Source organism: Arthrobacter sp. P2b (assembly GCF_900168295.1).
Lineage (GTDB): Bacteria > Actinomycetota > Actinomycetes > Actinomycetales > Micrococcaceae > Arthrobacter.
The window spans coordinates 34,816-54,855 of the sequence record NZ_FVZL01000002.1 but is presented as its reverse complement, the minus strand read 5'-3'; the positions used below and the strand labels follow the sequence as shown (position 1 = coordinate 54,855).

Below are 20,040 nucleotides of genomic sequence, written 5' to 3'. Positions count from 1 at the left end.
TCATGTCCAGCCAGACCCTGCACACCGGGACAGACAAGGATTCCGGTTCCACTACCGGCACGCCGGCCACCCACAGGCGCTCCCGCAGGCGCGGCCGGCCCGCTGCCGGAACCGTGGGCCGGTACACCGCTTTGGCCGTGGCGGCCGCGCTGACCCTCGGCCCGGTCCTGTGGACCCTGTCCACGTCGCTGCGGGCGCCGTCGGAATCATTCAACCTGCCGCCGTCCTTCCTGCCCATCAATCCTGACTTCACCGCCTATCAGGAGGTGTTCAGGCAGATCAACGTTGGCCTCCTGGTCCTGAACAGCGCCCTGGTGACCGGGCTGATCGCGCTTGGCCAGATGGCCTCGGCCACCCTGGCCGGCTACGCGTTCGCACGCCTGGACTTCCGCGGCAAGAAGGCCATCTTTTCGTTGGTGCTGGCCACCATGATGGTCCCGGTGCAGGTCACCATCGTCCCGGTGTTCATGCTCATCCGTGGGATGGGCCTGTCCGATACGCTGCTGGCCCTGATCCTGCCGGCCATTCCCACCGCCTTCGGCACTTTCCTGATGCGCCAATACTTCCTGGGCCTGCCCAATGATTTCGCGGAAGCGGCCGCCCTGGATGGTGCCGGGCCGTGGCGGATCTTCCGTTCCGTTTACGCTCCGTTGGCGGTCCCGGGCATGGCCATCGTCGGGATCCTTGCCTTCAACTTCCACTGGAACGAGTTCTTCCGGCCCCTGATCCTCACCATCAGCGAGCAGAACTTCACGCTTCCCCTCGGCCTGGTCACGCTCCAGGGCAACCTTGGCACCGGGAGCATTTCGGTGGTCCTCGCCGGCGTGATCCTGTCCATGCTGCCCGCACTGGTCGTCTTTATCTTCGGCCAACGCACCCTGCGCGAAGGCCTCACGGCCGGCGCGAGCAAATAGCACACACTTTCGAAAGGAACCCCCATGGATACACTCACCCCGATCAGCACGGCCACTACAGACTCCTACCGCCCGGCCCTGCACTACACCGCAAAAGACACCTGGCTCAATGACCCCAACGGCCTGATTTTTCACGACGGCGTCTATCACCTCTACTACCAAAACAACCCGGTGGGAAACGTGTGGGGCAACATGTCCTGGGGCCACGCCACCTCTACCGACCTGCTGGCCTGGACCGAACACCCCGTAGCCATCGCCTGCGACGAGAACGAAGACATCTTTTCCGGCAGCATCGTCTATGACCGTCAGAACACCAGCGGATTCGGCAACGGGTCCGTTGCCCCCCTCGTCGCGATCTACACCAGCGCCTACAAACCGGGCTCCATGCATGAGGGCGTCCAGGCCCAGTCCCTGGCCTACAGCCTGGACGGGGGCTACACCTGGACAAAACACACAGACAACCCCGTCCTGAACCGCGGGTCCGCCGAGTTCCGTGATCCCAAAGTCATCCGGTACGACGGCGACGCAGGCAGCTACTGGGTGATGGTCGCCGTCGAAGCCAAAGACTTCCAGGTGGTCCTCTACAAATCCGACGACTTGCAAAACTGGTCACTGCTGAGCACTTTCGGCCCCGCAAACGCCACCGGCGGCGTCTGGGAATGCCCGGACCTGTTCCCCCTCCCCGTGAACGGTGACCCGGCCAACCTCAAGTGGGTCCTTACCGTCAACCTCAACCCCGGCGGGCCCAACAACGGCTCAGCCGGCCAATACTTCATCGGAGACTTCGACGGAACCACCTTCACCTCCACCAGCACCATCACCGAAGGCCTCCAGGACGCTGACCGGCTTGGCGAATACCGGTGGCTGGACTGGGGCCGGGACTACTACGCCGCCGTCTCCTTCAGCGACGCCCCGGACAACCGCCGCCTCATGATCGCCTGGATGAACAACTGGGACTACGCCAACCACATCCCCACCACACCCTGGCGCAGCCCGATGAGCCTCGCCCGCGAAATCTCACTCGTGACCAGCGATGGAAAACTGTGCCTGGTCCAGCACCCCGCGGGTGACCTGGCTGCCCTGGCCCAGCCGGAGTCTTTCCGCCTTTCCGAAACCACCATCCACGACGGCGTGCAGGTTCTGGCCGGCGCGGCCGGCACCGTCCAGCGCATTGACGCCAGCTTCACGCCGGGAAGTGCAGAGGAATTCGGGCTCATCCTGCGCGGGGACGGCACGAAGGGAACCCGTGTGGGCATCCGGCCCGGCCAAGCCCAATTGTTCGTGGACCGGCGGGAATCCGGAAAGACAGACTTCCACGCATCCTTCCTCTCCATCGACACCGCTCCTGTCCTGCCGAAGCACGGGTCCTACGACCTCACCATCTACGTTGACCGCTGCTCCGTTGAAGTCTTTGCCCAAGGCGGCCAGGTCACCATGACCGAACTGATCTTCCCGGCCGAGACCAGCACCGACCTCGCCGTTTACGCCGTCGGCGGCGGGGCAACCATCAACAGCCTTCAGGTCACGCAGCTCGCGTAGGGCGGCACCCACAGCAAGGAAAAACAAACATGCACAACAACGGCAAGCCGCTCTCTCCGCGGCAGGTGCTGGACGTCGTCGTTATCGGGGAAGCCCTCATCGACGTCGTCACCACGCCAGGGGGCACCAACGAACACCCCGGCGGGTCGCCGGCGAATGTCGCCTACGGCCTGGCCCGGCTGGGAGTCAGTACCGGGCTGCTCACCTCCATGGGCGCTGACCGCCGCGGTGATGCTCTCGAGGAGCACCTCACCGGCGCCGGGGTGGCGCTCTTGCCCGGCTCCCGCTCCCAGGAGAGAACGTCGACGGCAACTGCCACCATCGCCGGCGACGGCTCGGCGGGCTACGCCTTCGACATCACCTGGGATGTGAAAGCGCCGGACCTTGCTCTCACCCCACCCAAGGTCCTCCACACCGGTTCGATCGCAAGTTTCCTGCCACCGGGCGCAGGTGGAGTCAAGGCCATCCTCCAGGAGCTCCGCAGCCAGTGCATCATCACCTACGACCCCAACATCAGGCCAGCCCTGCTCGGAACCCATGCCGAAGCACGGCGCACGTTCGAGGAACTGGTGCACCTCACCGGCGTCGTCAAACTCAGCGATGAGGACGCCGGATGGCTGTACCCGGAAAAGGGCCTCGAGGAAACCGCGACGCACATCCTGGGCCTGGGGGCGGACCTGGCCGTCATCACCGCGGGTCCATCAGGTTCATTGCTCGCCACACCCGCCGCGTCCCTTACCGTCCCTGCAGTGAAGACGTCCGTTGTTGACACCATCGGCGCCGGTGACTCATACATGGCGGCCCTGATCCTGGGACTCGTCACCCGCGGTGCCGGGGGCCTGGCGCCTGCAGTCCTTGACCAGCTGGGATGCATGGCGGCCGCTGCGGCCGCGATCACCGTATCCCGGGCCGGCGCCCGGCTTCCAACTGAAGATGAACTTCGCGCCAGCCTCCAGCATCAGCCCCAGCTGCAGTCCCACCCGTAGCACCCACCCTCCCCGCGGCGCCATGGGACAGGCGCGCGGCACTGACCCCACAGCCAAGAAAAATACCCCTTGACAGTGCGAGAGTAACGCGCGTAACCTCTATCACACGCACTAGTAACGCGCGTTACTCGCAGGCAACATCACCACGATCTCCGGAGCATTCAATGGCGAAGACCACCACCTCAAATCATGCTGCGGCTGCGCGGCAGCGGGGTGTCACCATGAATGATGTGGCCAAGCACGCCGGCGTTTCCCGGACTGCCGTCTCGTTCGTGTTGAGCAACCGCGAAAATGCCAGCATCTCCGAGGAAACCCGCTCCCGGATCATCGAAGCTGTTCAGGCGCTGGGCTACCGCCCGAATGCCGGAGCACGGGCACTGGCATCGCAGCGAAGTGATTGGTACGGGATTGTCACCGAGATCGTGACGGCCCCATTCGCCGTCGACATCATCAAGGGTGCACAAGACCAAGCCTGGCTCGACCGCAAGTTCCTGCTCATCGCGCCCTCCGACCAGGCCGATGCCGTGGGACCCAACCAGGGCCTGGAAGATGCCGCAACCGAAAAGCTGCTGGAGCAGCGGGTGGAAGGACTTCTGTACGCAGCAACTTTTCACCGCGGCGTCCACGTTCCGGAGAGCGCCAATGAAGTACCCACCGTCTTGATCAACTGCTTCGACGCGGATGGAAAGCTGCCCTCGATCGTCCCCGACGAGCGTGCGGGCGGACGCGTCGCCGTCGAACGTTTGCTCCAGGCGGGCCACACCCGGATCGGAGTCATCAACCTTGACCCGGTCATTCCAGCTGCAGTCGGGCGTTTGGCGGGTGCACGCGAAGCACTCGCCGAAGCCGGACTCGAGCTGGATCCCGAGCTCGTGGTGCCCGGATACGCAACGGCGGACGGCGGGTATGAGGCCGCGTGCCGCATCCTGGACCGCTACCCACAGGAGGACAGGCCAAGCGCGCTGTTCTGCCTCAACGACCGCATGGCGATGGGCGCTTACGACGCCATCAAGGAACGGGGCCTGACCATCCCCGGAGACATCGCCGTGATCGGCTTCGACAACCAGGAACTGATTGCGGCCTACCTCAGGCCCAAGCTGACCACGGTTGCGTTGCCGTTCGAAAAAATGGGCGCCCTGGGAGTCCAGACGCTCGCAGCCCTTACAGCAGGACAGCCGATAATTGCCGACCAGCAATTAGTCGGCTGTCCGCTGCTAGAACGCTCTTCGGTCTGACCGCGAAATCACTTTCGAAGAGCAACCCCTCCCCCACCCCTTCACCTTGCAGATGAAGATAGGAAAGAGACAACCATCATGACACAACCCCGATTCCTGAGGGCTGCCCGCATCACGGCGGCCGGCCTGGCGGCAGGCGCACTGCTGCTGACCGGCTGTGCAGCCAGCGGCAACAAGTCTGCCGGCACCGATGCCGCGGCGAACGCCAGCGCCTTCCTCACCATTCCGCGTGAGGACATGGGCACGTTCGTGCAGAACTTCAACCCGTTCGCTCCCACCGTCAACCCAATGGTCCAGCAGTCCATCTACGAATCGCTGCTGATCTTCAACCCGGCCAAGGGTGACACTGTGCCGTGGCTGGCCACTGAATGGAAGGCCGCCGACGACGGCAAGTCGATCACCTTCACCCTGCGCGACGGCGTTAAGTGGTCCGACGGCCAGCCCTTCGTGGCCGAGGACGTCGCTTACACCTTCGAGCTCCAGAAAAAGATCAAGGGCGGCTTCGAGTACCTTGACACCGTGAGCGCCGAAGGCAATAAGGTCACGTTCACCTTCAACAAGCCCTGGTCGCCGGCCCTCTACGACGTCGGGCACCTCACCATCCTGCCCAAGCACGTATGGTCCGCCCTTGCCGATCCGGAGAAGGACGCCAATGCCAAGCCCGTCGGCACAGGCCCTTACACCGAGGTTGACAGTTTCCAGGCCCAGTCGTTTGTGCTCAAGAAGAACCCCAACTACTGGCAGCCGGACAAGCAGAAGATTGCCGGTATCAAGATGCTCGCTTTTGCAGGGAACGACGGCGCCAACCTCGCCGCCGCGAACGGCGACGTGGACTGGGCCCCGCAGTACATCCCGAACATCGAAAAGACGTTCGTTTCCAAGGACAAGGAACACCGCCACTACTGGTTCCCGGCCACAGGCGCCATGATCAACTGGCAGCTCAACACCACCAAGGCCCCCTTCAACGATGTTGATGTCCGTAAGGCCCTGAGCATGGCCGTGGACCGGGAGCAGGTCACCACGATCGGGATGGGCGGTTACGCCGAGCCTGCAGACTGCACCGGATTGTCCGGTAACTACGAGACCTGGAAGAACAACGAGGTCAAGGAGAACTGCACCTGGACCAAGCTGGACGTCCAGAAGGCCAATGAGCTGCTGGACAAGGCGGGCTACCCGAAGGGTGCCGACGGCAAGCGGACGCTCAAGGACGGCAAGCCGTTCGAATTCAAGATCTCTGTGGGAGCGTCTTCTTCCGACTGGCTGTCCGTGGCCAATGTGATCGCGCAGAACCTGGCAGAAGTCGGCGTCACGGCAAAGGTGGAGTCACCGGACTGGGCTGCCGTGGTTGCCGGCTACGAGACGGGCGACTTCGACTCCGGCATCGTCTGGAGCGCCAACGATCCCAGCCCGTACAAGTACTTCAACGCCGCCATGGGCACTGCGACGGTCAAGCCCGTGGGCACCAAGACGTTCGACAACTACCACCGCTTCGGCGACACCACAGCCGACGCCCTGCTGGCGGAGTTCGCTGCCGAGGCCGACGAGTCCAAACAGAAGGACATCGCCAACAAGCTGCAGGAAGAATACGACGACGCCGCACCGCTGGTGCCGCTGTTCTCCGGTCCGGAGTGGGGCGCGTTCAATGACACCCGCTTCACCGGCTGGCCCACCGAGGACAACCCTTACGCAACCCTTTCAGTCCGCTCACCTTCTACTGTGCTGGTGCTGACCACGCTGGAACCGCGCAAATAACACCCCACCGCCTCCCTGGCCTCGCTTCGCTTCGGCCAGGGAACCCGGGCGGTGTGGGCCCATGCCGCCCGCATTAGCTGGCCGCCGGATCATCCGGCGGCCAGCCCCCAAACTTTCCGTAATTCCCGAATGGAGGGAAACCGTGCGCTTCATCCTGCGCCGCCTGGGTTTCTACCTGATTGCCTTCTGGGCATCCATCACCCTGAATTTCCTGCTCCCCCGCTTCATGCCGGGAGACCCCGTCTCCCGTATGTTCGCCCGCTCCCAGGACAGAATGCAGCCCGAACAGATTGAGGCCCTGCGAAAGCTGCTGGGTGTCGATGACCGGCCCCTCTGGGAGCAGTACATCGGCTACATGACCAACATCTTCACAGGGCAAATGGGCGTTTCCATCTCCCGGTTCCCCACCCCGGTCACCGAGGTCATCTCGTCCCAGATCGGGTGGACCCTCCTGCTCGGCGGAACCGCCCTGGTGATTGCCGCCGTCGTGGGTAACCTGCTGGGTGTCCTTGCAGCCTGGCGCCGCGGCGGCGCGGTCGACTCCGCGCTTCCGCCGCTGCTCGTGTTCATCGGCTCGTTCCCCTACTTCTGGCTCGCGATGGGTGCACTGTACCTGTTCGGGGTGGTCCTGAACTGGTTCCCCATCCGGCACGCCTTCACTGCCGGTTTGGAGCCAGGGTTCACGTGGGAGTTCATTGGCGACGTCGGCGCCCACCTGGTGCTTCCGGCATTGACCATCGTGCTGGTCTCCATCGGGGGCTGGATGCTGGGCATGCGGAACACCATGATCGCCACCAACTCCGAGGACTACATCACCATGGCCGAGGCCAAGGGACTCCGCCCGGGCCGCATCATGCTCCGCTACGCAGCCCGCAACGCCATGCTCCCGTCCGTCACAAGCTTCGGCATGGGGCTGGGATTCGTGGTGGGCGGCGCGCTGCTCACCGAGGTGGTGTTCGCCTACCCCGGCGTCGGCTACCAGCTCCTCAACGCCGTCCAGGGCCTCGACTACCCGCTCATGCAGGGCCTGTTCCTGACAATCACCGCCGCCGTGCTGCTGGCCAACTTCCTGGTGGACATCCTCTACGTCCGCCTCGACCCGCGCGTGCGCAGTAACTAGAGGGAGCGATCATGACAACCGCAATCCTGAAGCAACCCGGCACAACGGCCGCCAAAACCCCGGCGGCCCGCAAGCCCAACCGCAGCTTCGTTCACGGCATCCTCACCAACAAAAAAGCCCTCACAGGCATGGCCGTGATGCTCGTCTTCATCGCACTGGCCCTGCTGGCACCGGTACTCTTCCCCGGCGACCCGTCGCGGATCACCGCCATGGCATCCATGGAACCATCAGCCGAGCACTGGCTGGGAACTACAGCCAAGGGTCAGGACGTGCTCGCGCTGACGGTCCACGGCTCCCGGAGTTCGCTGTTCGTGGGACTCACCGTGGGCTTCGCGTCCACCTTCGTCGGCATCCTGGTGGGACTTGCCTCGGCGTACTTCGGCAAGTTCATCGACGAAGCGCTGTCCCTGGTAACCAACGTCTTCCTGCTCCTTCCCGGCCTGCCGCTGCTGGTCATCCTGGCCGCGTTCCTCCCTCCGGGACTGGGCACAGTGATTCTTGTCCTGGTGGTCACCGGCTGGGCAGGCTCAGCGCGCGTCCTGCGCTCGCAGGCCCTGTCCATCCGCTCGAAGGACTTTGTGGCCGCGGCCGTGGTGTCCGGTGAACGGGCCGGCCGGATCATGTTCCGCGAAATCCTGCCCAACATGGCCTCGATCGTGATGGGCACGCTGCTGGCCTGCGTCATCTACGGCATCGGTGCCCAAGCAGGCCTGGAGTTCCTGGGCCTGGGCGATGCCAGCACGGTCTCGTGGGGCAACAACCTCTTCTGGGCAGGCAACGAAGGCGCCCTGCTGACCGGCAGCTGGTGGGTGTTCGTTCCCTCGGGCGTCTGCATCGCGCTGGTCGCCTTCGCCCTTGCCCTCATCAACTATGCCGTGGACGAGGTCACCAACCCGCGGCTGCGGAAGATCAAAACCCCGAAAGACACCGAAAGGAGCGCGGCCAAATGACCATCTCCCAAGTTTCCTTCGGCTCCCACGAACCTGTCCTGGACGTCAAGGACCTCACCGTCAAGTACATCGGCGACACCCGCTCCACCACCGCCGTGGACCGTGTTTCCTTCAGCATCGGCACCGGTGAGGTCTTCGGGCTGGCGGGCGAATCCGGCTGCGGGAAGTCAACCATCGCCAATTCGATCATGCGGCTCCTGAAGGATCCTGCGAAGATCGCAGGCGGCAGCATTTCCTTCGGCGGCAAGGACGTCCTGGCCATGAGCCCGGAGGAGCTGCGGCGCTTCCGCTGGCAGGACGTGGCCATGGTCTTCCAGTCGGCCATGAACTCGCTCAACCCGGTGCTGACCATCGGCGAACAGATCGTGGACATCTTTACTACCCACGCCGGTTACTCCCGCAAGGAATCCCTGCGGCGCGCCGCTGAACTGCTGGAACTCGTGAGGATAGACCCGGCGCGCCTCAAGTCTTACCCACATCAGCTCTCGGGCGGCATGCGTCAACGCGCTGTCATAGCGATGGCGGTGGCACTCAAGCCGTCGCTGTTGATCCTCGACGAACCCACCACCGCGCTGGACGTGGTGGTGCAGCAGGAGATCATGGCGCAGATCAAGGACCTCCAGCGCGAGCTCGGCTTCTCTGTCCTCTTTATCACGCACGACATGTCGCTCATGGTGGAACTCTCGCACCGCATGGCCGTGATGTACGGCGGCAGGATCGTGGAGACCGCGAAAGCACAGGACGTTTACGCCAACCCCCTTCACCCCTACACGCAGGCGCTGATGGGCGCGTTCCCGCCGCTCACCGGCCCGCGGGTTCCGCTGACGGGACTGCCCGACGGCGTGAAGTTCCGGAACATTCCGGACCTGGGCGAGGCTGCGCCGGGCCATTTGGTGGCCCCGTTTGGTGCCGACGCTTCAGTCATTGATTCCGCAAACCTGGAAGGAGCCGCACGATGAGCCACTCCCTGACGTTGCCGGCGGCTGGGTCCACCACCAGCACACCCGCCCTTGAAATTCGTGGCCTGGGTAAGTCGTTCCCCATTGGAGGACTGTTCACCCGCTCGTCGGTCCGCGCCCTGCACGGCGTGGACCTGACCATCGGCCGCGGCGAAATCGTGGCGCTTGTCGGCGAGTCCGGTTCTGGCAAGAGCACCCTGGCCCGCTGTGTGGCCCGGCTCGAGAAGCCGAACTCCGGCGCGATCCTGATCGACGGCGTCGACATCCTCAAACGCGATCGTTTCCAGGCGTCGCGTGCGTTTCGGTCCCAGCTGCAGATGGTCTTCCAGGACCCCTTCGGTTCGTTGAACCCTGCCCACAGAATCGAGCATTTCCTGCGGCGTTCGCTGGCGATCCACGGGAAAAGTGGCGGCACCGAGGAGGAGACCCGGCGGCGTCTCGAAGACCTCATGACCACTGTTGGCCTGCAGGCTGACATGCTGAACTCGTATCCGCACGAGCTCTCCGGCGGCCAGCGCCAACGCGTTGCGATTGCCCGGGCCCTCGCCGTCGAACCACAAGTCATCCTGGCTGACGAGCCCACCTCGATGCTGGATGTGTCCGTCCGCATCGGCGTGCTGAACCTGATGCGCAAGCTCCGCGACGAGCAGGGAATCTCGATGCTCTACATCACCCACGACCTCGCGTCCGCCCGCTACCTGGCGGACCGGACGGCCGTGATGTTCGCGGGTGAAGTTGTTGAGGAGGGCGAGTCCCTGGACCTGCTGGCAAACCCCGCGCACCCCTACACGCAACTCCTGGTGTCGGCTGTCCCGGACCCCGCGCGGGCAGGCTCATACGATCCCGTCCGCCGGGCCGAACTGCGGCAAGCGGTCATGGCTTCAACGACGTGCGCTTACGACGGCGACACGAACCAGGCCTGTTCGGCCGAGGAACCCGTGCGCCATCAGGTTGGTGACCCTGCAAACCGCCACTGGGTGCGCTGCCACCTCTACCGGCCCTGGGCTGGTGCCGGCGGCCACGCCCTGGCGGGCGAACCGGCCCAACCCAACGTCCCGCCGTCGAACGTTCAAGAAAAGGCATCCGCATGACTGAACTGCCACCCCCGGTCTCCCGCCGTGCAATCCTTAGGGGAAGCGGGGTGGCTGCACTCAGCGGATCGCTTGCACTTTCAGCCTCCTTCGCCGAACCCGCTGCAGCCGCGCCGGCGAAGACGCCTGACCCCGGATCAAAGGGCTCACTGTCAAAAGGATCACGCCGGATGCGCCCGACCTATCACTTCAGCGTCCCCGACAACTGGAAGAACGACCCCCAGCGCCCCATCTACCTGGACGGGGAATACCACTACTACTACCTGTACAACGCCGACTACCTGCAGGGCGGCGGAGGCACGTCGTGGCGCCGCGCCACCACCACGGATCACGTGGCATTCACCGACCGCGGCGTCGCGATCCCCAAATTCAGCGACGGCAACGGCGACTGCTGGTCAGGATCCCTTGTGGTCGACGAGCGGAATACCGCCGGGTATGGCGAGGGTGCGGTAATAGCCCTCGTCACGCAGGCGCCGAATGGCCGCCAGGCTCAGTACCTGTGGTACTCAACCGACCGGGGACGCTCGTTCCAGCCCGGGGGTACAGCCCCCGTGTTGCCGAACCCCGGAGTGCATGACTTCCGTGATCCCAAGGTGATCTGGGACGCTGACCGCGGGCGATGGTTCATGATGAACGCCGAGGGGCAAAAGCTCGGCTTCTACACATCGGCCGACCTGCGGTCCTGGAAGCGCGTCGGCGAATTCGTGCGTACCGATCTTGGGCTGCTGGAATGCCCTGATATCTTCCGGATGACCGCCGACGACGGCAGCACGCACTGGATCCTCGGCACGAGCGCCAACGGCAAAGGCCGCGGCCTGCCCGCCACCTACGCGTACTGGACCGGCACCTTCGACGGCACGTCTTTCACGCCTGATCATGCCGAGCCCGAATGGCTCGACTATGGCTACGACTTTTATGGAGCAGTCACCTATCCGCATCACGACGCCTCGGGTGCGGAAGATCAGACCCTCCGCCGGGCGATCGGGTGGGCGAACTTCTGGGACTACCCCCACAACACACCCACCCTCGAGACCGACGGCTACAACGGCGATGACATGATCGTGCGCGACGTCCGCCTCAAACACACGAACGGTGTGTACCACCTCGTTTCCGCCCCCACGTCGGCGCTGCAAAACCATGTGAAGCGCACGCATCTCCTGGGCGACGTCGTTGTACGGGGCACCCGGGACCTCGACGTTCGCACAGCCGCTTACGACCTTACCTGCGAGCTAATGTGGGACCCCGCTTCCCCGCCTGCCAACGTGGGTCTGGAAGTATGCCGTGCACCGGGCGGCGGCCGGCATGTCGCCGCCGGCGCATTCCTGCGGGGTCCCTTCGTTTACGTGAACAGGCGCCCAACTATCAACCCAACCGGCGGTGAAACCCGGACGCCGATTGACCCCTCGACGGGAAGGCTCACCATCCGCATCCTCGTCGACCGCACGAGCGTGGAGATGTTCGTCGGAGACGGACGGGTGGTGCACTCGCACCGGGTCTTCCCTCTTGAAGGCGACAGCGGGATCCGCCTGTACGCCCACGAAGGAGCCGCCACTTTCCGTGACCTGACCATCCACGAAATCAAGGCGACGCATTAGTCCGGGCACGGTCCCGGCAGGCTCGGGCAAGTAAGGCTTCCACGGGAATCGGGTACCCGTTACCCGGGTAACCCTCGGGTCGCATCCGTACTGTTGACAGCGGAGCCGGCGGCGAAGGTGTACGGCTGAGACCACGTGCACCTCCCCCAGCCGCCGCCGGCCCCGCTACTTAACGGGTACGAGCCCTGTCCCTCCGGGACGGGGCTCGTACTCGTTTTTGTTGCATCGCTCGGGCAGCCAGTTGCTCCTAAGTGTGACCTGTCAGGTCACCAACGCCCACCGGCCACTGGATGCTGGTGCTCCAAAAGCTCGTGCTTGTAATGGAGCAAAAACTCGTGTCTGTGGTGGAGTCCTACCCACGCTGATGCATGGAATTCGTCGATGAAACTGACAAGCTGCGCTGGTGCTTGTGCTTGTTCGGTGATTGGCTCCGGTTCACGGAGCCGCGTCGCCATGCTGGGAGTGCTGTTACGAAATATTCGGGACAGGGTCATGGTCTCTCGTCTCGTAATCAGAACGCTTTGAGGATGTCTTCGACGCGGGTTTTGGCGTCGCCGAAGAGCATTTGGGAGTTGTCCCTGAAAAAGAGCGGATTTTGGACTCCTGCGTAGCCGGCGGCCATGGAGCGTTTGAACACCACAACATTTTCGGCTTCCCAGACTTTGAGGACGGGCATGCCCGCGATGGGGCTTCCGGGGTCTTCGGCGGCGGCGGGGTTGACGGTGTCGTTCGCGCCGATGACCAGGACCACGGAGGTGTCGCCGAGGTCGTCGTTGATTTCGTCCATTTCCAGGACGATGTCGTAGGGGACTTTGGCTTCGGCAAGCAGGACGTTCATATGCCCCGGAAGGCGCCCGGCGACGGGGTGGATCCCGAACCGGACGTTTACGCCCTTTTCACGGAGCTGGTGGGCGAGTTCGGCCACGGGGTACTGGGCTTGGGCGACGGCCATGCCGTAGCCGGGGGTGATGACAACGGACGAGGCGTTGGTGAGCATTTCCGCTGTGGCCTCGGCGGTGATTTCGCGGTGTTCGCCGTGGTCCGTGTCTCCTTTGCTGGCGGGGGCGGCGATGCCGAACCCGCCGGCGATCACGGAGATGAAGGACCGGTTCATGGCCTTGCACATGATGTAGGAGAGGTACGCGCCGGATGAGCCGACCAGGGCACCGGTGATGATGAGCAGGTCGTTGTTGAGCAGGAAGCCCGCCGCGGCGGCGGCCCAGCCGGAGTAGCTGTTGAGCATGGACACGACGACGGGCATGTCGCCGCCGCCGATGGAGGCGACCAGGTGCCAGCCCAGCCCCAGGGCCAGGACGGTGACGACGATGAGGAGCCAGAGCTGGGAGTCGTTGACGTACCAGACGGTCAGGGCGATGAACGCGGCCAGCGCCCCGAGGTTGATCCCGTTTTTGCCCGGCAGCATCAGGGGTGAGGATTTCATCCGTGCCGAGAGTTTCAGGAACGCCACGATCGAGCCGGTGAAGGTCACGGCACCGATGAACACGCCGATGAAGACCTCGGCGTGGTGGATCGCCATCAGGTCCGAAGACAGGGCGGGGGCTTCGAGGTGTCCGTTCCAGCCCACGAGGACCGCGGCGAGGCCCACGAAGCTGTGCAGCAGGGCGATGAGCTCGGGCATGCCGGTCATTTCGACCACCCGGGCGCGCCAGAGTCCGATGGCACCGCCGACGGCGACCGCGGCGACCAGCAGGCCCAGGCCGGTGAGGGCGTGGCCGGTGCCCCAGGCGTCCTGGAGTGTCAGCCAGATGGTGGCGGCGAGGGCGATTATCATGCCGGTGATGCCGTAGGCGACCCCGGCGCGGGCTTTTTCGTGCTTGCTGAGCCCGGCGAGGGACAGGATGAACAGCAGGGCCGCGACGATGTAGGCCGCCCCCGCGATGGAGTCGGCGGTCAATGGACCGGAGACGGCGTCGGTCACGGTAGAGCTCCTTGTAAGTGTTGCTGCTGCATCGGTGATGGCGCTCATGAACGGACCTTTCCGGCGGAGAACATGGCGAGCATGCGTCGGGTGACAGCGAAGCCGCCGAAAATGTTGATGCTGGCCAGCAGGACCGCGACGGCGGCGAGGACCTGCATCACGATGTTCTCGGAGGTGACCTGCAGCAGGGCCCCGACGACGATGATTCCAGAGATCGCGTTGGTGACGGACATCAGCGGCGTGTGCAGGGCGTGGTGGACTTTCCCGATGACGTAGAAGCCGACCACGATGGAGAGCATCAGGACCGTGAAGTGCTGCGGCAGCGGCGCCGGAGCCACCGCGTTGATCCCGAACAGCACCGCGATGCCCGCGGCGAAGAGTCCTGCCTTGCCGGCTGTGCTGAGGCCCTGTTTCTTCTCCGGTGCCTGACTTTCGGCGGCCGTTCCGGCGTCGGTCTTCACCGCAGGTGCGGCGGAGACCTGGACCGGGGGCGGCGGCCACGTCTTCTCACCCTCACGCACCACCGTCACCGAACGCTGCACCACGTCGTCGAAATCGATCCGAAGCTGACCGTCCTTGTCCGGGGTCAGGAGCTTGAGCAGATTCACCATGTTCGTCCCGTACAGCTGGGACGCCTGGGCCGGCAAACGGGCCGGCAGATCCGTGTAGCCGAGGATCACCACCCCGTTGTCCGTCACGATCCGTTCCCCGGCGACGGAGCCTTCGACGTTTCCGCCCTGGCCCGCTGCCATGTCCACGATCACGCTGCCGGCCTTCATGCTTGCCACGTCCTCGGCGGTGAGGAGCTTCGGCGCCGGGCGTCCCGGGATCAGGGCAGTGGTGATGATGATGTCCACATCCGCTGCCTGCTCGGAGTAAATTTCCGCAGCCCTGGCGTTATACGCCTCGGATGTGGCCTTGGCGTACCCGTCCGTGGACTTCATCTCTTCGGCGACCTCGACCTTTAGATAGGTTCCGCCGATGGATTTCACCTGATCGGCAACCTCCGGCCGCGGATCCGTCGCCCGGACAATAGCGCCCAGGCTGCTCGCAGCGCCGATCGCCGCCAACCCGGCGACACCGGCCCCGGCAACCAGCACCTTCGCGGGCGGGACCTTGCCCGCCGCCGTCACCTGACCGGTGAAAAACCGGCCGAACTCATGCGCCGCCTCGATCACGGCACGGTACCCGGCAATGTTTGCCATGGAGCTGAGCACGTCCATTGACTGGGCGCGGGAGATCCGCGGCACCGCATCCAACGCCAGCGCCGTGATCGGGCGCGCCGCCAACGCTTCCACCAACTCCGGCCGCAATCCGGGGCTCAACGACCCGATCAGCGTGGCACCCACGGTGAGACGGGCGATCTCATCCTCAGTAGGCGGATTAATCCGCAACACCACCTCGCTGCCCCACGCCTCATCAGCACCCACAACCAGGGCACCCGCTTCGGCATAAGCCTCATCACGGAAGGATGCTGACTCCCCCGCACCCTTCTCGACCACAACCTCGTAGCCCAACCCCAACAACTGCTTCACGGTGACAGGCGTCGCCGCCACCCGTGTTTCGCGGCCCAACTCGGCCACAATGCCAATACGTGTCACTATTTCTTCTCTCTAAGATGTGATGCCCGGTCATTGCTGCCGCCGTCCAATGGACAGGGGCCTTACTTGGCCGCGTTGTTGTGTCGCTCGGGGCAGCTGGTTTGTCCTAGGCGATAGGTGCAGGCGGCCGTTCACCTGAGAGCACGGCGAGGGCATTGTCGGCGGCAAGCATGGCCATTGCGGTTCGCGTCTCCACAGTGGCGGAGCCCAGGTGCGGCACGAGCACCACATTGTCGAGCTCGAGCAATCCTGGGTGCACGCTGGGCTCTTTTTCGAAAACGTCGAGCCCGGCGCCTGCAATCTGCCCGTCGCGAAGGGCAGCGACGAGTGCTGCTTCATCGACAATCGGGCCCCGCGCAGTATTGATGAGGTATGCCGAATCCTTCATCGCCGCAAATTGCCCCGCGCCGATCAGGTGATGGGTGGCAGGCCCGTAGGGGCAGTGCAGCGAGACGATGTCCGAGGTGGCCAGCAACTCATCGAGCTCGAGCCGCCGGGCGCCCAGCTCGGCTGCCACCCTTGGATCGATCTCACTGCGCGACTGGTAGACGATCTCCATGCCGAAGGCCTTGGCACGGCGTGCGGTGGCCTGGCCGATGCCGCCCATCCCGACGATGCCGAGGGTCTTGCCTTGCAGGCTGCTGCCGAGCAGGAAGAACATGCCCCACTTCCAGGCCTGGCCGGAGCGGATGAGCCGTTCCCCCTCGCCCAGCCGACGCGTTGCCGAGAGGATGAGGCCAAACGCGATGTCGGCGGTGGCCTCCGTGAGCACGCCCGGCGTGTTGGTGGCCACGATGCCCCGTGCGGTGCAGGCCGGCACGTCGATGTTGTCATAACCGACGGCGACGTTCGCCACCACTTTGAGCTGCGGGCCCGCAGCGTCCAGCAGCTCGGCGTCGATGCGTTCGGTGAGCAGGCTCACCACGGCATCGGCCCCGGCTACCCGGCGCAGGAGCTCCTCGCGGCCAATGGACTCCGGACCGGACCAGTCATCGACGTCGTGCTCTGCGCGCAGTTTCTCGAGTGCGGTTTCGGGTACACGTCCCGTAACGACCACCCGGCTCATGCGGTCTCGATCCACTTGCGGAGGCGTCCGAGGCCGTCGCGGATATCGGCGACGTCAATGCCCGAGTAGGCGAGCCGGATGTACTGCCGCTCTTCACCGGGCTGGCGGCGGCCGAAGTGCTCCCGGGTGCAGAAGGAGACGCCGGTCTCGTACAGGGCTGCTGAGGCGAAATCGCCCACTGCTGTGTAACCCATGCGCTGCATGGCGTCGGTGACGTCAGGGAACAGGTAGAACGTGGACTGCGGGACAGCGACATGCACGCCGGAAATGTCGTTCACGAGTTCGCAGGCGGCGTCCCTGCGCCCTCGCAGGATGTCGAGCATCTCCCGTACAGGCTCCTGGGTGCCCCGGAGCGCTTCGATGCCGGCCCATTGCACGTAGTGCGTGGTGCACGACTCGTCATTGGTGTTGAGTGTGCTGAGGATTTTGGCAACCTGGACCGGGGCGACGGCGCAGCCCAGTCGGGATCCGGTCATGGCGAACTTCTTGCTGAAGGTGTAGAGGATCACGGTGCGCTCGGCCATGCCGGGAAGCGACGCGATGGAGCTCGAGACACCCTCATAGCGCGTCTCGAAGTACGCCTCATCGGAGAGGACCCAGAGGTCGTGCTCCTGCGCGAGCTGTGCGATTGCCTCCCGCTCCGCACTCGTCGACTCGGCCGAGATGGGGTTCTGCAGGTCGTTGTAGATGATTGCGACAGTGTTCGGGGTGATCGATGCACGCACCTGGTCGAGGTCGATGGCGAAGCCCTGGCTTGTGGGCACGTAGCGGTACGGCACGGCCGTGCCGCCGAGGTATTCGATTTGCGATTCGTAGATCGGGAAGCCGGGGTTGGGATAGAGCACTTCCTGGCCGGGGTTCATGACCGCCTGCAGGAACTTGGTGATGACGGGTTTGCCGCCCGTCATCACCACGACGTTGTCGGGCGAGAACTGGATTCCCCGGCGGGCGCCGATATCCTCGGCGAGGGCTTCGCGAAGCTGCGGGATGCCGGGGCCGGGGCAGTAACCCGTATGGCCGTCGGCGATGGCCCGGTTCATTGCTTCAACGATATGCGGGGCCGTGGGGATGTTGATGTCCCCAAGATGGAAGGGGAACACGGGATTACCCTTCGCCTTCCAGGCGGCCGCGGCTTGGGCGACGCTGAAGGCAGTTTCGGTGCCCAGACGTTCGAGCCGGTGCGCGAGTTGCTGCATGCTGTTCCACTCCTCATTGAGTTGACGATCCATCTTTCGCAGATGCAGCCCTAGTATAGGACTCATATATCAATAGCCGAAAAAAGATATAAGAGCAACGCTTTCCGTAAAGGCGGCAGGTCGTCGTCGAGCACCCCTGGGTGGTCTGTATTTCTCGATGCGCGGGGTTTAGCCTCTGTCCTATGGACGAAGCCCGTTCGCTGGCGGTGGTGGTTGCGCATCCCGACGATGATGCCTATGGTTGCGCGGGCTCCATCGCCCTGCACGAGAACGACCCCGGGTTCCGGTTCTGCCTGGTCCTTGCGACCGACGGCGGGGCCGGGCAGATCGCGGAGGGCGTCCCCACTACGCCGCAGGAGCTAGGGACGTGGCGGCGAAAGGAAAGCGTCAATGCCTGGCGGGCCCACGGCACCATTCCGGACCGGCACGAATGGCTGGACTACCACGACGGGCACGTCCCGGAAGTGGACTTCGAGGAGCTGGTCAGGAGGATCCTGGCCATCCTGCTCCAGGAGCGCCCGCAGGTAGTGGCGACTTTCGGGCCCGACGGGATCACAGGGCACCGCGACCATATCGCAATAGGCAGGGCCACGGACGAGGCCTTCACACGGGCACGCCAGGTTCCGGGCCCTGGATTGAAACGGCTCGTTCACGGCGCCCTGCGCGCGTCCACCTTTGAACGCTGGAACCAGAGGCGCCAACAACAGGGCCTGGACCCTTGGGACCCTGCCCGTGAATACCATCTGCGCCCGGTTCCGGACGAGTGGATCGATATTGACGTGGACACGAGTACGCTGGCGCACCGGATCGTCGCGGGCCTTTTGGAGCACAAATCCCAGCGACATGTCATTGTCGACCCCGGCGTGAACGAGCGCCGGTGGGCCAGAATCGTTTCCCGGGAGTCTTCGATCATCGCGTGGCCGGCCAGGCTGCCGGACAGTCCGCTGCTGACCGACCTGTTTGAGGGACTCTGAGCTGCCCCTCAACGTCCCGCCTCAATGCGGGTGGACCTGCCTGCCCGTCAGCAACTAACCGTGACCGTGCTGCTTCAGTGATCGTCTTCGGGCCGTGCCGTGAGGATCCGATGGGCCCTGTCCTGAAGAATGCCGAGCGATTCCTGGATCAGGGGCGATGCGATGCTGCCGCTGCGCACCGCAGCGACAATCCGGCGCGCGGGCTTCCCCTGGCCCGTAATGCGCAGTCGAACCACGTTTTCGGCGCTGCGCAGGGGCGCCAGCCGCGGCAGCAGGCCTACGCCCAGCCCGGCACCAACGAAGGCGATCTGGGTTTCCCATTCAACGGCCTCATGGGCAATACGGGGTGTCACCCCGACTGCCGTGAACGCCGCGGTGAACAGGGAATGGTAGGTGGATCCGGCTGCCTCGGTGATCCAGGGTTCCGACGCCAGCTCTTCGAGCGTCACCGTTTCCCGCGATGCCAGCGGATGGTCGGAGGGAATGATCACGTCCAGGGGATCATCAAGCAGAACGGTCTGCTCGAAGCGGGGATCGTCCTCGACATAGGTGTGGGACTGCATGGCAACGATGACCGCGAGGTCGATTCGCTCGGCAACCAACAAGTCGAAGCAGCGGTCCGGGTCGGCTTCCAGAACCTGCACCTCCAGCAGGGGGCGTGTTGAGCGCAAGGCAGCGGCCAAGGGCGCGAGTAACTGGGCGGCCGCCGTCGAGAATCCGCCGAGGCCAAAACGGGACTGCACCTGGTCGCCTGCCTCCATAGCCGCAGCCCGCAGGCTCTCCCATTCAGCAACAAGGGCGTCCGAGCCCTCCACCAGAAAGCGGCCCGTGGCGGTCAGCCGCACACCCCGGCCGTCCTTCGTCAGCAGCTGCATTCCAAGGACGCGCTGGAGCTCCCGCAGTTGTGCGGAGACGGCGGAGGGAGAGTAACCCAAGAGCTCTGCGGTTGCGCCGACGGTGCCGCATCGGGCAAACACCCGAAGTGTTGTGAGGCGTTGATCAATCATGCACCTATTGTGCACTGTTATCTCCGGAATCTTGCGCTTTTATTGCAGCCCGCGCCGCCCTAATCTCGTGGAACAACGACTTTTGGCAACGGTTGCACCACGCATCCGCGGTCTCG

Annotated in this window: 16 protein-coding genes; 11 read left to right on the top strand and 5 right to left on the bottom strand. The window is 64.4% G+C overall.

Annotated elements, in window-relative coordinates; genetic code table 11:
* The first annotated feature begins 2 nt into the window (after positions 1 to 2).
* From B5520_RS04840 to B5520_RS04795, 10 genes are all read left to right on the top strand, one after another.
* A complete protein-coding gene (locus tag B5520_RS04840; protein WP_079595958.1) occupies positions 3 to 914 on the top strand; it encodes a carbohydrate ABC transporter permease in 912 nt (303 codons plus the stop codon).
* Positions 915 to 938: 24 nt separating this feature from the next.
* A complete protein-coding gene (locus tag B5520_RS04835; protein WP_079595957.1) occupies positions 939 to 2,453 on the top strand; it encodes a glycoside hydrolase family 32 protein in 1,515 nt (504 codons plus the stop codon).
* Positions 2,454 to 2,482: 29 nt separating this feature from the next.
* Entirely contained in the window at positions 2,483 to 3,439 is a 957-nt protein-coding gene (locus tag B5520_RS04830) for a carbohydrate kinase family protein (protein WP_079595956.1), read from the top strand.
* A 164-nt stretch (positions 3,440 to 3,603) separates the two neighbouring features.
* Complete coding sequence (locus B5520_RS04825) at positions 3,604 to 4,674, top strand: LacI family DNA-binding transcriptional regulator (RefSeq protein WP_079595955.1); 1,071 nt, start codon at positions 3,604 to 3,606, stop codon at positions 4,672 to 4,674.
* A 78-nt stretch (positions 4,675 to 4,752) separates the two neighbouring features.
* On the top strand, positions 4,753 to 6,426 hold the full coding sequence (locus tag B5520_RS04820; protein WP_079595954.1) for an ABC transporter substrate-binding protein: 1,674 nt from the start codon (positions 4,753 to 4,755) through the stop codon (positions 6,424 to 6,426).
* 142 nt (positions 6,427 to 6,568) lie between these two features.
* Complete coding sequence (locus B5520_RS04815) at positions 6,569 to 7,546, top strand: ABC transporter permease (protein ID WP_079595953.1); 978 nt, start codon at positions 6,569 to 6,571, stop codon at positions 7,544 to 7,546.
* Positions 7,547 to 7,557: 11 nt separating this feature from the next.
* Entirely contained in the window at positions 7,558 to 8,496 is a 939-nt protein-coding gene (locus tag B5520_RS04810) for an ABC transporter permease (RefSeq protein WP_079595952.1), read from the top strand.
* Entirely contained in the window at positions 8,493 to 9,455 is a 963-nt protein-coding gene (locus B5520_RS04805) for an ABC transporter ATP-binding protein (protein WP_079595951.1), read from the top strand. The genes B5520_RS04810 and B5520_RS04805 overlap by 4 nt, the downstream gene beginning before the upstream one ends.
* Positions 9,452 to 10,546 carry an ATP-binding cassette domain-containing protein gene (locus B5520_RS04800; RefSeq protein WP_079595950.1) on the top strand — a complete coding sequence of 365 codons (1,095 nt, stop codon included), beginning with the start codon at positions 9,452 to 9,454 and terminating at the stop codon, positions 10,544 to 10,546. The genes B5520_RS04805 and B5520_RS04800 overlap by 4 nt, the downstream gene beginning before the upstream one ends.
* Positions 10,547 to 10,716: 170 nt before the next feature.
* Positions 10,717 to 12,141 carry a glycoside hydrolase family 32 protein gene (locus B5520_RS04795; RefSeq protein ID WP_079595949.1) on the top strand — a complete coding sequence of 475 codons (1,425 nt, stop codon included), beginning with the start codon at positions 10,717 to 10,719 and terminating at the stop codon, positions 12,139 to 12,141.
* Positions 12,142 to 12,652: 511 nt separating this feature from the next.
* Here the strand turns inward: B5520_RS04795 and pntB are convergent.
* The 4 genes from pntB to B5520_RS04775 form a co-directional block, all read right to left on the bottom strand.
* Positions 12,653 to 14,128, bottom strand: coding sequence for a Re/Si-specific NAD(P)(+) transhydrogenase subunit beta (gene pntB / locus B5520_RS04790; protein WP_254865472.1), 1,476 nt, complete (start codon positions 14,126 to 14,128; stop codon positions 12,653 to 12,655).
* Complete coding sequence (locus B5520_RS04785) at positions 14,125 to 15,681, bottom strand: Re/Si-specific NAD(P)(+) transhydrogenase subunit alpha (RefSeq protein WP_079595947.1); 1,557 nt, start codon at positions 15,679 to 15,681, stop codon at positions 14,125 to 14,127. The genes pntB and B5520_RS04785 overlap by 4 nt, the downstream gene beginning before the upstream one ends.
* Before the next feature lie 106 nt (positions 15,682 to 15,787).
* Positions 15,788 to 16,747, bottom strand: coding sequence for a 2-hydroxyacid dehydrogenase (locus B5520_RS04780; protein ID WP_079595946.1), 960 nt, complete (start codon positions 16,745 to 16,747; stop codon positions 15,788 to 15,790).
* Complete coding sequence (locus B5520_RS04775; protein ID WP_079595945.1) at positions 16,744 to 17,943, bottom strand: pyridoxal phosphate-dependent aminotransferase; 1,200 nt, start codon at positions 17,941 to 17,943, stop codon at positions 16,744 to 16,746. The genes B5520_RS04780 and B5520_RS04775 overlap by 4 nt, the downstream gene beginning before the upstream one ends.
* A gap of 182 nt (positions 17,944 to 18,125) precedes the next feature.
* Between B5520_RS04775 and B5520_RS04770 the strand changes: the two genes are divergently transcribed.
* Positions 18,126 to 18,917 carry a PIG-L deacetylase family protein gene (locus B5520_RS04770; RefSeq protein WP_079595944.1) on the top strand — a complete coding sequence of 264 codons (792 nt, stop codon included), beginning with the start codon at positions 18,126 to 18,128 and terminating at the stop codon, positions 18,915 to 18,917.
* Between the two features lie 74 nt (positions 18,918 to 18,991).
* On the opposite strand, the gene B5520_RS04765 is transcribed toward B5520_RS04770, so the two are convergent.
* The gene (locus tag B5520_RS04765; RefSeq protein WP_079595943.1) at positions 18,992 to 19,924 is read right to left on the bottom strand and encodes a LysR family transcriptional regulator; all 933 of its coding nucleotides are present in this window, start codon (positions 19,922 to 19,924) and stop codon (positions 18,992 to 18,994) included.
* Between the last annotated feature and the right edge of the window lie 116 nt (positions 19,925 to 20,040).

Bases quoted from the DNA above. Each gene is read 5' to 3' on its own strand.
- B5520_RS04765 (WP_079595943.1), bottom strand. From the start codon at position 19,924: ATGATTGATCAACGCCTCACAACACTTCGGGTGTTTGCCCGATGCGGC.
- B5520_RS04780 (WP_079595946.1), bottom strand. From the start codon at position 16,747: ATGAGCCGGGTGGTCGTTACGGGACGTGTACCCGAAACCGCACTCGAG.
- B5520_RS04820 (WP_079595954.1), top strand. From the start codon at position 4,753: ATGACACAACCCCGATTCCTGAGGGCTGCCCGCATCACGGCGGCCGGC.
- B5520_RS04795 (WP_079595949.1), top strand. From the start codon at position 10,717: ATGCGCCCGACCTATCACTTCAGCGTCCCCGACAACTGGAAGAACGAC.
- pntB (WP_254865472.1), bottom strand. From the start codon at position 14,128: ATGAGCGCCATCACCGATGCAGCAGCAACACTTACAAGGAGCTCTACC.
- B5520_RS04800 (WP_079595950.1), top strand. From the start codon at position 9,452: ATGAGCCACTCCCTGACGTTGCCGGCGGCTGGGTCCACCACCAGCACA.
- B5520_RS04770 (WP_079595944.1), top strand. From the start codon at position 18,126: ATGGACGAAGCCCGTTCGCTGGCGGTGGTGGTTGCGCATCCCGACGAT.
- B5520_RS04825 (WP_079595955.1), top strand. From the start codon at position 3,604: ATGGCGAAGACCACCACCTCAAATCATGCTGCGGCTGCGCGGCAGCGG.
- B5520_RS04840 (WP_079595958.1), top strand. From the start codon at position 3: ATGTCCAGCCAGACCCTGCACACCGGGACAGACAAGGATTCCGGTTCC.
- B5520_RS04810 (WP_079595952.1), top strand. From the start codon at position 7,558: ATGACAACCGCAATCCTGAAGCAACCCGGCACAACGGCCGCCAAAACC.
- B5520_RS04805 (WP_079595951.1), top strand. From the start codon at position 8,493: ATGACCATCTCCCAAGTTTCCTTCGGCTCCCACGAACCTGTCCTGGAC.
- B5520_RS04835 (WP_079595957.1), top strand. From the start codon at position 939: ATGGATACACTCACCCCGATCAGCACGGCCACTACAGACTCCTACCGC.
- B5520_RS04775 (WP_079595945.1), bottom strand. From the start codon at position 17,943: ATGCAGCAACTCGCGCACCGGCTCGAACGTCTGGGCACCGAAACTGCC.
- B5520_RS04830 (WP_079595956.1), top strand. From the start codon at position 2,483: ATGCACAACAACGGCAAGCCGCTCTCTCCGCGGCAGGTGCTGGACGTC.